The 17569-nt window shown below is 53.4% G+C and carries 7 protein-coding genes; all 7 read left to right on the forward strand.

Annotation, left to right across the window (positions count from 1 at the left end):
• Positions 1 to 2 precede the first annotated feature (2 nt).
• The 7 genes from ABDW13_RS15595 to ABDW13_RS15625 all read left to right on the forward strand — a co-directional run bounded on the left by ABDW13_RS15595 (position 3) and on the right by ABDW13_RS15625 (position 17563).
• Entirely contained in the window at positions 3 to 1778 is a 1776-nt protein-coding gene (locus tag ABDW13_RS15595; protein ID WP_343553473.1) for a TolC family protein, read from the forward strand.
• Between the two features lie 50 nt (positions 1779 to 1828).
• Positions 1829 to 2536: a response regulator transcription factor gene (locus ABDW13_RS15600; RefSeq protein WP_343553474.1), complete on the forward strand. Its 708-nt coding sequence runs from the start codon at positions 1829 to 1831 to the stop codon at positions 2534 to 2536.
• A gap of 8 nt (positions 2537 to 2544) precedes the next feature.
• Positions 2545 to 3180, forward strand: a complete 636-nt coding sequence (locus ABDW13_RS15605; RefSeq protein WP_343553475.1) for a response regulator — start codon at positions 2545 to 2547, stop codon at positions 3178 to 3180.
• 61 nt (positions 3181 to 3241) lie between these two features.
• On the forward strand, positions 3242 to 6826 hold the full coding sequence (locus ABDW13_RS15610; RefSeq protein ID WP_343553476.1) for a transporter substrate-binding domain-containing protein: 3585 nt from the start codon (positions 3242 to 3244) through the stop codon (positions 6824 to 6826).
• 298 nt (positions 6827 to 7124) lie between these two features.
• Positions 7125 to 8813, forward strand: a complete 1689-nt coding sequence (locus tag ABDW13_RS15615; RefSeq protein ID WP_343553477.1) for a ShlB/FhaC/HecB family hemolysin secretion/activation protein — start codon at positions 7125 to 7127, stop codon at positions 8811 to 8813.
• 55 nt (positions 8814 to 8868) lie between these two features.
• Complete coding sequence (locus ABDW13_RS15620) at positions 8869 to 17304, forward strand: hemagglutinin repeat-containing protein (protein WP_343553478.1); 8436 nt, start codon at positions 8869 to 8871, stop codon at positions 17302 to 17304.
• Positions 17294 to 17563 (forward strand): hypothetical protein, encoded by a 270-nt coding sequence (locus ABDW13_RS15625; RefSeq protein ID WP_343553479.1) that lies wholly within the window; start codon positions 17294 to 17296, stop codon positions 17561 to 17563. The genes ABDW13_RS15620 and ABDW13_RS15625 overlap by 11 nt, the downstream gene beginning before the upstream one ends.
• Positions 17564 to 17569: the final 6 nt, after the last annotated feature.

Below are 17569 nucleotides of genomic sequence, written 5' to 3' on the forward strand. Positions count from 1 at the left end.
TAATGAGCCATTTTTCTTTTCAGTTTAAAACCCAGGCTCGCCTGTTGACGGTATTGATTGCATCTCAGTTCTGGCCAGCCACGGTGGGGGCGTTTTCGGAAGACGATGAACTGCTGCAGTTCGTCGCGTTGGCGGAGCAGCCAGTGAAAGCCGCCCCGCGCCCCGCAAGTACCGCAGCTGCGCCGAGGCCTGCACCGCTTGCCGCGCCGATCACGCCGAGTACGACGAGCAGTCGGATAAGCGAGCGTGCACAGACTGCAACGGTCAATCGGCCGGCATTGCCCGTGCCAACATCAGTCGCGCCGAAACAACCGCTATTGCAGTGGGAAACGCCTACACCTAAAACGGTTACGCCAACCGCGCATGTTGAGGTAACCGCTGCGGCACAACAACGCGCCGGGCAGGAGCTGCACCAGCAACAAAAGCTTGGTTTTAATCCGTTCACCGCGATTCCTGAGGAGCCGGTTGCAGCATCTAAGCAGGAAGCGACTTTGCTCAATCGCGCCAACGCCTTGCCAACCGCGAGTGCATTAAACCGCAGCCATCAAGCCAGCGGGCCGGATGAAAATGCGCTCAGAGCGATTTTCCATCGTGCAACGCAAATTGCGCTGCAAACCAGCCCGAAGCTGCGCAGCGCGCAGTTTGATGCGCAAGCGGCCGAAGCTAACGTGGCGGAAGCGAAAGGGCAGCGCTGGCCACAAGTTGATGTCGGCACCAGTTCACGTTCCTACCAGTTTGGCGGTGGTACAAAAACGCAGCAAAGTAATACGCCAGCAGTAAATATTAATATGGCGACCACGTTGTACGATTTTGGTCAAACCAGCCACACTATTGATAGTCGCCAAAAATCGGCCACGGCGGCGGGCATTGCGGTTAATGCTTCATCGGAAGACTTGGCGTGGCAGGTTAGTTCGGCGTTGGTTGAACTGAGCAAGCAGCGTTTGATTATCGAATTGAGCCAACAGTATTTAGCGCGCATGAAAGAATTGGTGAAAATGCTCAGCGGCATTGTCGGTGCCGATCCCGGACGACGCAGTGAATTAACCCAGGCGCGCGGTCGCGAATTACAGGCGCAGTCTTCGCTGGACAATGCACTAACAAAAGCGCGCGAAACCGAGATCACACTGTCTAAATTGATTGGCAACAGCGAGATTGCTCTGCCGCGTACCGCGCAGTGGAATTTAAGCCTGGCATCACTGGATCGCTTAATTGCTTCAATCGATAACCATCCGGTTATTCGTCAGGCGCAAGCGCAAACAGAAGCGGCATTGGCGGAGGCAAAAGCGGTGAAATCCTCCAATCTGCCGAAGGTGAATTGGGTGGTGAGCAAAAATACTGCGGAGGATCAGTTTGGACGGCAGCAAGCGTGGCAAACCGGTGTTAATGTGAGCTGGGGATTATTCCGGGGTGGCTCAGGTACGGCGGCAGAGCGTGCTGCGCTGCAACGTGCTGAATCCAGCCGTGAACAAGTAGCAGAACAAAAGCGCGATCTTGACTATCGTATTCGTAATGCCGATCAGGATGCGCGTTCAATGTTACAGCGTTCAGATCTTTATCGTAATTTAACCGTGGAATCAGACCGTATTCGTTTGGCCTTCTTTGATCAGTGGTATCACCTGGGCAAGCGGACACTGTTGGATGTACTGTCAGCGGAGTCTGATTACTACAATAACCGGGTTGCAGAAGTGACAAATCGCTTTGACAGTTACAGTGCAACATTCCGTGGCTATGCCAGTGCTGGACAGCTTCTTCCCTGGCTGGGCGGTAATTTTCGTTAATTCACGCTCAACATGGGCAGAAAAGAGACTCTTTAGAAAGGTGGTTAATCATGAGTTGGTTGTCTGATACTAAAAAAATTTCCATCATGCTACTGGATGATCATCCTATCATTCGACGTTCATTGGAAACGGTCATTATTGATGAGAAAGATTTGGTCCTGAGTGGGTGCTTTGGGCACAGCAGTGAATTGATGCGCCATTTGCGCACCGAAGTACCCGATGTATTAATCCTTGATTATATTTTGGGTGATGAGGAGCTGGATGGATTGTCGCTCATTCGTCAGGTCATGAATCACTATCCACAAATAAAAATATTGATGTCATCCTCAGTTGAAAGCATCGCCGTGATCCGTACCGCTTATAATATGGGTATCCGCGGCTACGTCAGTAAACGTGCCACCATGGAAGTCTATTTTAATGCCATTCGTCAGGTCGCTTCTGGCCAGGTTTATGTGCCAGAAAACATCAAATACGAGTTATCTCATCTGCCAGGAAAAATAGCAGTTAAAAATGAGATGGCAACAGAGAGTGATGAACCGGCGTCTGCAGAAACTGTTTTCCGCAATGTTGAATTACTCACGCCGCGTGAATCAGAGGTTCTGCGCTGTTTCCTCGATGGTATGACGATTTTGCAGATCTCCGCCAAAGTAAAACGCAGCCGTAAAACCATCAGTGGGCACAAACAGTCAGGCATGCGTAAACTCGGCATTAAAAGCGATATTGAGTTGTTTAAATATCGTGACGACTTGTTCAACTGATTTTCATGATGAAAAGTATCATTATTGTTGAGAACAGTGAGCGAAAGAGGAATTCGCTCCAGTCAATTTTACACAAACATCATGTGCGAATTCTCGGGTCTGCCGCAGACGGTTATCAGGCCATGTTATTGATGGAACAACTCCAACCTGACATGGTATTAATGAATACCACATTACCTGCCATATCCGGGGCAGAGGTTTTGGAGTTGCTCAACAAACGACATTACCCGGGTAAAATAGTGTTTATTACTTCTCAACCTGAAATGGTTGCCGTGCAGGATTATCTACAACGTGGCGCAGCGGCAATGATTGGTGAAAGGAACCTCGCGGTGGATTTACCTCGCGCTCTTGATGCCGTTAATGATGGTTATGCTTTTTTTCCTCAATATCACTTTTTTGATGCCACGGTTGCCACGCATAATTCGCAACCAAACAACGTGATGCACGGATTGTCGTTACAAGAAAATAGGGTGTTGCACTACTTACTTAAAGGTTTCAATAACAACGAAATCGCCAGCATGATGGCGTTGAGTAACAAAACGGTGAGCACCTATAAAATTAGGGTTTTGCAAAAAAACCAGGCAAAGAATATGGTAGAGCTATTAATGAAATTTAATTCCGCAACTGAAAATGTCACTCTCTGAATAATCAATAAAATATTAACAGTAGTTTGAAGGCGTGTGCCCATAGCCGAATAGGAACACCATGAGATTTCAGCATTGCCTTGCAGTAGTCACGATGATTTTCCTTATGCTGTTCCCGGCGAAGGGCAAAACGGAAAACCTCACATTACTGAGCCGTGTCAGTCACGCTTCCGCCCCCAGCCTGCTTTCTGTACCGGCTTTATCTGTTGAAAGCCAGCAATGGATTAAGCAGCATCCCGTGCTGCGTTTGGGGGTGATGCCGCAACAATGGCCTCCGTTTACGCTGCTCACCAACCGTAATGAATTACAGGGCATTTCGGCTGATTATGTCGATCAGATTACGCAAATGTTGGGGTTAACGGTTGAGGTCACGCAATTTAGCAGCGAGCAAGAAGTCTGGAAAGCCCTGCAAAGTGGCCAGATCGATGCCATCTCTACGGTGACATCATGGCAAGCGCCAGAATTTGCCCGGCTTACCAAGCCGTATGTTACGGCCCAATCGGTTATTGCGGTACCTCTTAAACAGCAACAGCAGCCTGGACATTATCTCACCGATCGCACGGTAGCGATGGCGCGAGGCTATATGCCGGAAGCGTTGTTCAAACGCTATTATCCGCTGGCGAAACTGCACATTTATGATAATTACCAGGATGCCATCAGCGCGGTGGCTTTTGGTCGCGCCGATGTCTATTTTGGTGATGCTTATCCGGTGAGTCGAAATTTCCTCAATAACCTGCGGATTGCACAATATTCTATTATTCCTGATACCCAAATAAGCTTTGCCTTTAACGACAAAAATGTCGTGTTGTATGGCTTGTTTAATCAGGCGCTGGCAAGTTTACCTGAAAACTTTTCCTATGACGTACTGCAACGTTGGTTACCGGGGCGCGGTGGTTTATTAGTTGAAGGACAACCTATTCCGCTGAGCGATGAGGAACAACAATGGATAAAAAAACATCCTCAAGTTAATGTGCTGACGTTGCAAAATTACGCACCACTGTCATTTGTCGATGGTAATGGCAGCGTGCGCGGGATTGGCCCGGAAGTGCTATCAATGGTCGCGCTGCGTACCGGTTTGAATTTCCGCTTTGACATCGCTGATGATGTGGCCTCAATGGTGAGTCAGGTAGCCGACAAAAAAGCCGATATGCTGGTATCACTGACGCCGAGTGAAGCGCGGCGTGAGACTTTGCTGTTCACACGTTCCTATTTGCGCAATGCTTTCGTGCTGGTGGTACGCAAAGAGAATCAGCAAATTAATCTGTTGTCCGATTTAAAAGGGAAAAAACTCGGCATTATTACTGGCACCGATCTGGAAAAGTATCTTCATCAGCACTATCCCGATATTAAATTAGTCAGCGTAAGTGATGCGAATCAAGTCATGTCGCTGCTGGATAAAAAACGCGTCGATGCCGTGGTCAACACGTTAGCTAACAGCGAATATCAATTATTGAGTCACTACAGTGACGAATTAAAAATAGTGAATACGGTTGGTGAGTCTCCCGCTTATATTTCCTTTGCCATTGCCAAAGATGAACCAATATTAAGAGACATTATTGATAAAGTGTTACTGGCGATCCCTCCCGATGAACTGGATTTAATCGGCAATCGCTGGCGTCCTAATAATATGGTGATAGAGGACAATTTTTGGCGTCAGCATCGTACTGCAATTATTACGTTGCTGAGTATTGCTCTGATATTGATACTGCTTGGCGTTATTTGGACGCTTTATTTGCGCAGACAAATCACGTTGAAGGAGCAGGCACAAGAGGCGTTTGCCGATCAAAACAAGAAAATGCGCCAACTGCTGGATGGTGCGCCATTCCCAATGTTTATCCGCGACAATCTTGGCCGATTGATTGATTGCAACCAACATTATCTCGACATCGTAAAACTGGAGAAAAGCCAGGCATTAGGCCGTACGCTCCTTGAAGAAGCGCCGTTTCATCAGCAGCAGGATGCGCAACGCGTACACCAAATATTTATGCGGGTAATGAGCAGCGACATGCCCTATTTTGCTGAAGAGATTTTCGATTTCCACCCCAATACCGGGGAAACGCAGTTCAAGGCCTATTTTTCCTGGTTCCTGCCTTATCGTGATGGTAGTGGTCATATGGCGGGCGTATTGGGTGGCTGGATGGACACCACGGAACGTGCGCAGGTCACCGAGGCACTGCGTGTGGCTAAAGACCAGGCAGAAGAGGCCAGCCGCACCAAATCGACCTTCCTTTCAACCATGAGCCACGAAATTCGCACGCCAATGAACGCCATTATTGGCATGATTGATATCGCCATACAGCGCGGAAAACGGGGCGAGTTGGATTTGCAAGCGCTTGAGGTAGCCGCTGAATCTGCCGATGGCCTGGTTGAACTTATTGGCGATATTCTTGATATTTCACGTATAGAAAGTGGGCGCGTTGAGCTTGAACCCAAACCTGCCAATATCGTGAATATCGCCCGCAATGTGATAAATACCTTCAAAGGTTTGGCTCTCCAAAAACATATTTCTTTATCGCTGATTGAACCTAAGCAACCTGTTGCCAATATCGAAATCGATACGCTGCGCATTAAGCAAGTGATGGCCAATCTGTTAAGTAATGCGATTAAATTTACCGATGACGGCGGCGTGACCTTTGAGGTGATTCAGCGCGTGAATGCAATAGATAAGCGCGCAGAGGTGGTATTGGTCGTGAAAGACACGGGCATCGGCATCCCAATCGAACAGCAAACTCAGCTTTTCCAGCCTTTTGCCCAAGCCAATAATCGCCGTCAGGGCACGGGATTGGGGCTGTATATTAGTCATTCGCTATGTCGAATGATGAACGGTGATATCGCACTGGAGAGCCAGCCGGGGCAAGGCACTTGTGCAACGGCAACGGTTTCAGTGCCGTTAGCGGATGCCATTCCGGCTGAAATAATCCTGCCGTCATATCCGGCTTATTCGCCTGCATCAATGCAGGTTTTGATTGTTGATGACAACACAGCGAACCGCTTGCTAATGCGCAAGCAATTGACGCATTTAGGCCATCAAGTCAGCGAGGCTGTGGAAGGGGAATCCGCGTTAGCGCTGTTCAAGCAACAATCCTGGGACATGGTGATCACCGATTGCAATATGCCGGGCATGGATGGATATCAACTGACGCGCGCAGTTCGCGAATTTGAACAAGCCAATAACCGTACCGCTATAACCATTATTGGTTTTACTGCTGATGCGATGAGTGAAGCGCGAGAGCGCTGTTTAGCCGCCGGAATGAATGGTTGCCTGTTTAAACCCTGCACGCTGGAAGATGTGCGCAAAGTATTAATGGAGAGCGCCGCCCCGGTGTTTGATCTCTCTTCATTGGGCGATGATGATGCTTTGAGGTCGCAAGTTATTAGTCAGTTACAACGCAGTAATCATCATTATCAGGAAGAACTCTCAGCCTTACTGGAAGCTGAAGATACTTTGGCGTTGCGCGTGCTGACATTACAAATTCGCGCAACAGCGCAGCAGGTCAACGCTCACTTTATGATGCAGGCTTGTGATGTTGTTCAACACTCCGACTCTGCACACAGCCTTCAGGCTGGGCAAAAACTACAGCAGGCACTGAAAACTTTCGAGGTCATGCTTCAAAAGTACCAAGCCGTTCTGCATGTAACGTTGTAACTGGCAAGTGGCGCGTATCTGCCAGCAATGGAATGGGGGGGTTTTTGTAGGAAATTGGCCAGCAGGATGACAAAAACCTGCAAACATAACGTCAGCAATTTCTTAAAAAACCTTATTTGGCTGGGTAAATATTGTTTTTGCGACATCGTCTGTCTATTATCTGCGCGAAATTAATGCCAGATGTTTCCATAAAAAGAGTCGCAAGCCCGAAACGTCTCTTTCTGGTAACCGTTTAAGCGTTACCGCGACGCTGGTGGATATTCATTGTTTATCAGTAAGTTATGACAAGGATTGTTTGATGTTATCCCGCCTGTTTCCTAAGCGTGTTGGTGGCTATGCCGCGCTTGTTGTCTTGTTTTCATCGGATCTAATTGCCGCAGAGTTAAGCGCGAACGAACCGCTCATCTTGCAGCAGCAACGACAAAAGGCGCTGGAGCAGCAACTCACGCCAACCGCGCCAGATGTGCGTCTGGCACCGCCTTCCTCCAGCTTTGGCCGCATCCAATTTCCTGTTGAAACCCCGTGCTTTGCCATTGATCGCGTGCTGCTCAGCGGCGGTGATGCTTTGCCACATTGGCTGCCGTTACAACGCATCAGTAATCAGGCGGTGAGGCACTGCTTAGGCGGTAAAGGCATCAATCTGCTGATGAGCGCGCTGCAAAACCGTCTGGTGGATCACGGCTACATTACCACGCGCGTATTGGCACCCGCGCAGGACCTCAAAAGCGGCGAGTTAAAGCTGGTGATTGTGCCGGGTAAGGTGCGCAACGTGGTGCTGACACCTGACAGCAATCGTTATGTCACGCTGTACAGCGCGTTTCCTGCACATGATGGCGAATTGCTGGATCTGCGCGATATCGAGCAAGGTTTGGAAAACCTGCAACGTTTGCCAACCGTACAGGCCAGCATGGAAATTGTGCCGGGCGCACAGCCAGGCGAGAGCGATATTCGCTTAACCCGACAGCAGAGCAAAATGTGGCGCGTGGGGGCATCGCTGGATGACTCAGGCACGCGCAGCACCGGACGCTATCAGGGCGGCTTAACGCTATCGCTGGATAATCCGCTGTCACTCAGCGACCTGTTTTACCTCTCCGCCAGTCACAATATTGGTAATCACTCGGACAAAGGCAGCAGCAACCTCACCGGACATTACTCGGTGCCGTTTGGTTACTGGACCGCCGGATTCACCGCCAACAGCTACGACTATCACCAAACGGTGGCCGGATTAAATCAGGATTACCGTTACAGCGGCAAAAGCCAGAATGTGGATTTCCAGCTCAGCCGGGTATTGCACCGCAGCAGCAGCCAGAAAACCACTTTCACTTACGATGTGCTAGCCAAAGAGTCGAAAAACTTCATCAACGACACCGAAGTTGAGGTACAGCGACGCCGTACGTCCGCCTGGCGCATTGGTTTGCAGCATCGTCATTACATCGCGCAATCCACGCTGGATGCCGGTGTCAGTTATCAACGCGGCACTCGCTGGTTCGGCGCCATGCCCGCGCCAGAAGAGTATTACGGTGATGCCACGGCGCTGGCCAAAATCCTGCAATTCAACGCGCAGTGGGCGGTGCCGTTCACCGTGGCGAACCAATCGTTCCGCTATAACGTGCAGTATCAGCGTCAACTGAGTAACACGCCGCTAACGCCACAGGATCAGTTTTCCATTGGCAGCCGCTGGACGGTGCGCGGTTTCGATGGCGAACGCAGTTTGAACGCCGACCGTGGCTGGTTTGTGCGCAACGATCTGGCCTGGAGCACGCCACTGCCGTCGCAAGAGCTCTACCTCGGCATCGATTACGGTGAAGTGGGCGGCAACGGCACGCAATATCTGGTTGGTAATCATCTGGCGGGCGGCGCAATTGGCGTGCGTGGTTCGGCATTTAACCTCGGTTATGACCTGTTTGCTGCTACGCCGTTTTCCAAACCGGCGGGCTTCAAAACCGATGCGCTATCGTTGGGTTTTAGCCTCAACTATCAATTTTAAACCCACAGCTCGCACGGAACTGCCGCGCTGTTGATCTGTTAAGTAAGGATGCTGAATGAACAAGAATTTCTATCGCGTGGTGTTTAACAAAGCACGTGGCATGTTGATGGTGGTACCCGATATTGCTGGCTGCGGCCAGGCGTCATTATCGCCATCTTCCGGTCTCGGTCATGCTTCGCGTCGCCGCATTAGCGCGCTCTCTACGCTGCAATTTGCGCTGTTAATGTCATTAGGCTGCGTCAGCATCGTCACGCAAGCCGCGGTAGTGGCCGATGGCAGCGCGCCGGGCAATCAACAAGCCACCATCATCAATTCCGCCAACGGCACGCCGCAGATCAACATCCAAACCCCAAGCAGCGGCGGGGTTTCGCGCAATGTTTACAGCCAGTTTGATGTCGATAAACGCGGCGTAGTGCTCAATAACGCGCACGGCAACAGCCAATCGCAGCTGGCGGGAATGATCAGCGGCAACCCGAATCTGGCGCGTGGTGAAGCGAAAGTCATCCTCAATGAAGTCAATTCCGCCAATATCAGCCAACTCAACGGTTTTGTTGAAGTGGCTGGCCAGCGTGCGCAGGTGGTGATTGCCAACCCATCCGGCATTACCTGTAACGGCTGTGGCTTTATTAATGCCAATCGCGCCACCTTAACCACCGGCCAGGTGCAGATGAATAACGGCGTGATCAGCGGTTACGACGTGAATAAAGGCGAGATCGTGGTGCAGGGCGCGGGCATGGATTCGCGCCAGCAGGACAGCACGGATTTGATCGCGCGCGCGGTGAGCGTTAACGCGGGTATTTGGGCTAATGAACTCAACGTCACCGCCGGGCGTAACAGCGTCGATGCCGATCATAACGTGGTCAACGCGAAAGCCGCAGACGGCAGCAGCGCACCGGGCGTCGCCATTGATGTCGCCGCGCTGGGCGGCATGTACGCCAACAAAATCCGCTTGCTGGGCACCGAGAAAGGTGTCGGCGTGCACAACGCGGGGACTATCGGCGCATCGGCGGGCGACGTGGTCGTCAATGCCGATGGCAGCATCAGCAACAGCGGCACCATCGCCGCCAGCCAGCACGCTACCTTGACGGCGGCGGCGATTAACAGCACCGGCACGCTGGCGGCTGGCGTCAAACAGGATGGATCGCTGGGAGCGGCGGGCAATTTGACCCTCAACAGCCAGGGCGAACTGAACGTAAGCGGTCAGGCGCTGGCGGCGGAACAGTTGGTGACCAGCGGCAGCAACGCCAACTTCAGCGGCAGCCAGACGCAAGCGAAAGACATCACTTTGCGCGCCAACAGCGGTGACGTGAGCACTGCCAATGCCACCGTGGCAGCGACGCGTAAACTCACGCTTGCCAGCAAAGGCACGATCAATAATAACGCGGGCAAAATCTCTGCCGACACGTTGGATCTCAGCGGACGTACTTTGCTCAATCAGCGCGGCACCGTGCAGCAGCTGGGCGCCAACGATCTGCAACTGACGTTTGCCGACGGCATCAATAACGCCAGCGGCACGCTCGCCAGTAACAGTCGCAATTTCACGCTGAACACCGCGATTTTCGATAACCAGCAAGGTTCGATGCTGCACCTCGGCAGCGGCGACTTAGCCATCTTCGCCTCACAGCTGAACGGCATCCAGGGTTCGATTCTCAGCAACGGCAAGATGCAAATGAGTGGCGGCAAACTGCTGCTGGATAATGCCACCACGCAGGCGAAACAGTTGAGTATCAATGCGGATTCACTGTCGCATCGCCAGGGCAAGATGATTCAAACCGGCGACGGCGCGACGACGGTCACGGTGGCGGGTGCGCTGGATAACCAGGGCGGAAAAATTGCCAGCAACGGTGATTTGAATATCAATGCTGGCAGCCTGGATAACCAAAGCGGGCAACTGATCGCCGGACAACAAGGTTCGATGCACATCGAATCACGCAGTTTGCTGAACAACCAGCAAGGCGTGATCGCGGCGGCGGGTGCGCTGTCGCTGACCAGTGTGGGGTTGAACAATCAGGGCGGTTTGCTGCAATCCGGCAGCGCGATGGCGCTGGATGTGCAAACGGGTGACCTGAATAACCGCAACAGCGGCAGTAATGGCGGCATTGTTAGCGGCGGCAGCTTGTTGCTTAACGCCGGTAATATCGACAACAGCAGCGGATTTATCGCGACGAGTGGCGATGCAACGCTAACAGGACACGCCTTCAACAATCAGCAAGGTACGCTGGCGAGCGATGCGGCGATCAATCTGCGCAGTTACGCCATCAATAATCAGAGCGGCAAAGTGCAGGCGGGCCGCGTGTTAGCGGTGGACACGCAAGGCAATGCATTGACCAATCTGGGCGGCGTCTTCAGCGCCGGACAAACGCTGACGCTGCTTACCGGCGCGTTGCTCAACAGCGCGGGACAACTGCTGAGCTCTGGTGCATTGCAGCTGGATAGCCAAGGCCAGCAGCTTGATAACAGCAACGGCGTTATTGCGGCGGCGGGCGATGCACAACTGACAACGGGCGCGCTGAACAATATTGGCGGTCAGTTGCAAATCGCCGGCAACGCGTTGATCAACGCTGCCACTATCGATAACAGCAGCGGATTGATGCGTAGCGGCCAAAGCCTGCTATTAAGCAGCGCGCAACTGCACAACAGCAATACGCAAGGCGACAACCTTGGCGTGGAAGGCCAATCTGTCACGCTGAATAGTGATGTGATCGACAACAGTAATGGCGCCATTCGCGCCACCCATCGGCTGGCGATCAACAGCGCCACGTCGCTAGATAACCGCAGCGGTTTGGTGTCGTCAGGGGCGGCATTAGCCATCAACGGCGGTAAATCGCTGGCGTTGAGCAACACCGGCGGCACCTTGATTGGCGGCTCAACATTTGATCTCAATGCCAACCGCTTAAGCGGCGATGGGCGCGTGTTGTCGCAAGATGCGTTGTCGCTCAATTTACAGCAGGCGTTTTTCAACCAGGGAGAGGTGATCGCCAACGGTAATCTGACCTTTAACCTCAATGGACAAGGATTGGTCAATCAATCGTTGATGCGTGCGGGCGGGGTGCTAACCCTTAACGCGGGCAGCCTCGATAACCAACAACCGGCCGAAATCAGCGCCAATGAAAACCACCTGCTGATCAGCGGGGATGTCACCAACCGTGGCCTGTTTGATGGAGGTTTGACGCATATCACCGCCGCATCACTGACCAACCTCGGCAGCGGACGCTTGTACGGTGATCACATTGCGTTGCAGGCCAACACGTTGAACAACCTCGCTGAAAACGGCACGGCGGCAACCATTGCCGCACGCGATCGGCTGGATATCGGCATGCAAACGTTGAACAACCGCGATCACGCGCTGATTTACAGCGGCGGCGATCTGGCGATTGGCGGCCTGCTTGACGGCAACTGGCACGCCAGCGCGCAAGGCTCGGTGTTCAATAACCACAGCGCCACGCTGGAATCCGCCGGTGATATGAACCTCAACATCGGCCAGATCAATAACGTCAACGATCATTTGGTGACGGAAACCGTGGTGGTTGAGCAATCATCACATCACGAAGCAGTGCTGAAGGGCGCGGTAAACCGTTTTGACTGGGCGGATGTGGATACCAGCTACAAAAACAAATATGGAGTGCATGATGCGATCATGCCGGATGGCACGCGCGGCAACGAGTTTTATGAATACCAATATCAGCGCACCGTCACTGAAACCCAGGTCAAAGAGAGCGATCCGGGCCAGTTTATCGCCGGTGGCAATCTGACCATCACCAGCAATCAGGTGAACAATCACGACAGCCGCATTGTGGCGGGCGGTTTGCTGAGTGGCGTGATCGGCGAACTGAACAACATTGCCACGATGGGTGAGCGGGTGATCACCGACATCGGCAAGCAAATCCGCTGGTATGCGAAAAAATCCGGTGGTGGCTTGGGTGGAACCAAAACCTCGCAGGGTAAAGACACCAGCAACTATGCGCCCGATGTGATTTATCAAACCATCGATCTGCAAACGATGCGCTGGCAGGGTAACGCGCCGGTGAACGGCAGCGGCACCGCCATCGGCGATCGCGACACCACGGGCACCACGGTGAAAATCATCGATGCAGGTGCGATTTCGGCGGATACCGGCCAAACGGCAATTACGCCGCCGCCGGGGCAGATTGTGGAGATCGTCCAGCCAGGCAGCGATGGCAATAACACGGTGATTCGCGCCATTGGTGCCAATACAACCTTGCCGGACAGCAGCCTGTTTACTATTCATCCGGGCAATGATGCGGCGTATTTGGTCGAGACCGATCCACGTTTCACCAATAACAAACAGTGGCTGGGCAGCGATTACATGCAGAACCAGTTCACGCAGGATCCGAACCATGTGCTGCGCCGCCTTGGCGATGGCTACTATGAACAACAGCTAATTCGCCAGCAGGTGATTGCCGTGAGCGGTAATCGCTATCTCAGCGGCTACAGCAACGACGAATCGCAATATCAGGCATTGATGGATGCGGGTGTCGCCTTCGGCAAAAAGTACGGATTAACCCTCGGCGTGGCGCTGTCGGCACAACAAATGGCGTTGCTCACCAGCGACATGGTGTGGCTGGTGGCGCAAACCGTGACCTTGCCTGATGGCAGCACGCAGCAGGTGCTGGTGCCACAACTGTATGCGCGGGTGAAAGCCGGTGACGTGGATGGCAGCGGCGCGTTGCTGGCAGGCAACGCGGTGTCGCTCAACGTCTACAACGATCTAACTAACAGCGGGCATATCAACGGCCGCAGCGTAACGCAACTCACGGCGGATAATCTCAACAACAGTGGTTTTATTGGCGGCGACAAAGTTGATTTGCGGGCGCGCACCGACATCAATAACATCGGCGGTACCTTGCAGGGCGGCAGTAGCCTAACAGCGATTGCCGGTCGCGACCTCAACAGCATCAGTACGCTGGGCGGTAGCGTGGGCAACATTACCTTTGACCGTCCAGCAGGCATTTACGTACAGAACGATAGCGGCACGCTTGGCTTGCAGGCATTGCACGACATCAACCTAACGGCGTCGCAAATCAGCAACAGCGGCGCGGGCAGCAACACGCAGATCATCGCTGGCAACGATCTCAACCTGAATACGCTCACCACCACCAGCAGCGAGCGCGGCGACTGGGGCGGTGGCAACGACCGTACGCTGTCGCAAAGAAACGACGTCGGTAGCCAGATTAATGGTGGTGGCAATGTGTCACTGTCGGCAGGCAACGACATCAATGCCAAAGCGGCGACAGTCACCGCGCAGGACGCTCTGAGCCTGTCGGCGGGCAACGACATCAACCTCAGCAGCGGCAACGCGGCGTACCATCTGACCGAGAACAGCCACCAGAGCAGCGGCGGTATGCTATCGAAGAAATCCGTAACTACCCACGACGAGGTGCAAAGCCAAAGCGCGATAGGCAGCAGCCTGAGTGGCGACAGTGTGACGATGCAGGCAGGCCGTGATCTGACGGTCAGCGGCAGCAGTGTGGTCGGCACCCAGGACGTAGCATTGGCGGCGGGGCGCGATTTGACGCTGACCACGGCGGATGAAACGCGGCAGGAAAACCACCTGCGCACCGAGAAGAAAAGCGGGCTGTCAGGTACCGGCGGCATCGGCTTCACGGTAGGGCAAAGTTCGCTGAAAACCGGCGACGACGCAGTAACCCACAGCAGCGCAGGCAGCACGGTGGGCAGCACCGCTGGCAATGTCAGCCTGAGCGCGGGCAATAATCTGACGGTGAAAGGCTCGGATGTGCTGGCAGGTAAAGATCTCAGCCTGAGCGGCAGCGAGGTGAATATCCTTGCAGCGGAGAATCAGAGCACGCAGAAACACACGGTGGAGCAGAAACAGAGCGGGTTAACGCTGGCGCTGTCCGGCACGGTGGGTAGCGCGATTAACACTGCGGTCAGCACGGCAAACGATGCCAGCAAGCAGACCAGCGGACGTCTGGCGGCGCTGGACGGCATGAAAGCGGCACTGGGCGGCGTCCAGGCGTATCAGGCGAACTCGCTGGCGGAGGCGGGCGGCAGCGAAGGCAGCGTGATTGGCGTGAACCTGTCTTACGGCAGCCAGTCGTCGAAATCCGAGCAGACGCTGACACAGAGCCAGCATCAGGGCAGCCAGCTGACGGCGGGCAATAATCTGACCATCAACGCCAGCAAAACCGACGTCAACATTCAGGGCGCGCAATTACAGGCGGGCAAAGACGTGAACCTGAGCGCGGCGCGTGACGTGAATCTGAGTTCGTCGCAGGACAGCCAGCGCCTCGACGGCAAAAACGAAAGCCAGGGCGGCTCAATCGGCGTCGGCATCAACTTCGGCCAGGGCGCGAACGGGCTGTCGCTGAATGCCAGCGTTAACAAAGGTAAGGGCAGCGAGAACGGCAGCGGCACCACGCACAACGAAACCACGGTTAACGCCGGAAACAAGGTGAACATCAGCAGCGGGCGTGACACCACGCTGACCGGCGCGCAGCTGAGCGGTAATCAGGTGGCGCTGGACGTGGGCCGTAACCTGACGATGCGCAGCGAGCAGGACACCGACAACTACGACTCGAAGCAGCAGAACGCCAGCGCGGGCGGCAGCATCAGCATGGGCGGCGGCAGCGGTTCAGTGAACCTGAGCCGCGACAAAATGCACAGCACGTGGAGCTCGGTGCAGGAGCAGACCGGCATCTTCGCCGGCAGCGGCGGCTTCGACGTGAAGGTCGGCGGGCACACGCAACTGGACGGCGCGGTCATCGGCTCGACGGCAACGGCGGATAAGAACCGGCTCGATACCGGCACGCTGGGCTGGAGCAACCTCCACAACCAGGCGGAGTACGAGGTTGAGCACCAGAGCGTGGGGATAAGCTCGGGAGGGAACATCGGCGGACAGTTCGCCGGCAACATGGCAAACGGGCTGCTGGTTGGGGCGAACAGCAGCGGCAGCGACAGCTCGACCACCAAAGCGGCGGTAAGCGCGGGCACTATCATCATCCGCGACCAAGAGAATCAGCAACAGAACGTGGATGAGCTGAGCCGCGACGCTGAACACGCCAATCAGACGCTGGGCAAAATCTTCGACAAAGAGAAAGAGCAGCAGCGGCTGGCGGAAGCGCAGAAGATTGGCGAGATTGGCGTGCAGGTCGGCGATATCGCCAGAACGCAGGGGCAGATAGAAGCGACAAAAGTCGCCAATGAAAAAATGTCGGGCGCAACGCAGAAGGACCGCGAGAAGGCGCTGGCAGAACTGAAGGCTAAAGACCCATCGAAGCAGTACAGCGACGACGACGTTAACAAACAGGTTTACAACAACTTCTACAATCAGGCGTTTGCCGACAGCGACTTTGGTACCGGCGGCAAGGTGCAGCGCGCGATATCTGCGGCCACGGCGGCAGTGCAGGGGCTGGCTGGCGGCGACCTGGCGAAAGCGCTGGCGGGTGGTTCTGCGCCGTATCTGGCCAACGTCATAAAGAGTACTGTCGGTGAAGATAATGTTGCCGCCAATCTGATGGCGCATGCGACAGTAAATGCAGCACTGGCGCTAGCTAAAGGCGACAACGTAGCCGCGAGCGCGGCAGGGGCTGCGGTGGGTGAAGCGGTTGGGATGATCGCGAAGTCCTATTACGGCAAATCAGCTAGTGAATTGAGTGAAGATGAGAAGCAAACGGTCAGCGCGCTGGCCACACTGGCGGCGGGGTTAGCGGGTGGACTGATTGGCGATAGTAACGCGGACACGGTGGCGGCTGCGCAGTCGGGTAAGACGACGGTTGAGAATAATGCGCTGAGTGATATTGCTGAGAACAAAGCCTCGGGAATGTCACAGGAAGAGAAGTATCAGAAAGCGCAGGATGCACTGGTGAAGGTTACTGAGGAATTCAAGGCTCAAAACTGTGCCGGAATGAGTGCCGAAGCCTGCGGTGCTAAAATGAATGCGCATCGTGATGAATTGCTGGCAGGTGCGGGGCTGGCCGGACTGGATTTTGTGCCGATCATCGGTGACATAAAGAGTTTCAAGGAAGCAGAAACTAAACTTGATTACCTTGTGGCAATGGTCGGATTAGTACCTGGAGCGGGTGATGTTGCAGGCAAGGCTATCAAGGCAGCTGCAACGGCGCTTAAGAAAGGAGATCTTGCCGAAGCATCAAGACTGATAAATGAAAGCAGTAAGCAGATCTCCGCTAAAGCTAAAGACACTCAGATTTGGACTGAAACCAAGAAAAAAGAACCTGTATCTAATGCTTACGGGCATTGGGACAAACATAAACAGGAGTTTCCTGAGCTCCAAAACTCCAAACAATATGTCGAAGCTACCCATAGTTTTGTCAATAACCCACCACAGGGAACGTTGTCGAAAGTACGCGCTAATGGTGAAACAGTATTATATAACCCTCAGACAAATACCTTTGCTGTGAAAACGGTCGATGGGGTGCCAAAAACCATGTTTAGACCAGACCCTGCCGATCATGGATTTAAAACAAATTTGGAGTACTTTAATGCGCAATAGTAATGAACTTAATATATGCAGAGTGTGTGGCGCAGAACAATTAGATCCACCTTGGGGCGAAGATGGTTTAACTCCTAGCTTTGAAATATGTGATTGTTGTGGTGTTGAATTTGGTTATGAAGACATGAATCTTCATGCATTAAAAAGATACAGAGAGAAATGGCTTGAAAAAGGCGCAATCTGGTTCAAAGACAAGGAGAAACCTATTGGATGGTCTTTAGATGAGCAGTTAAATAATATCCCTCAACAATATCGTTAGATTCAA

The organism is Pantoea sp. (assembly GCF_039594315.1).
Classification (GTDB): domain Bacteria; phylum Pseudomonadota; class Gammaproteobacteria; order Enterobacterales; family Enterobacteriaceae; genus Pantoea.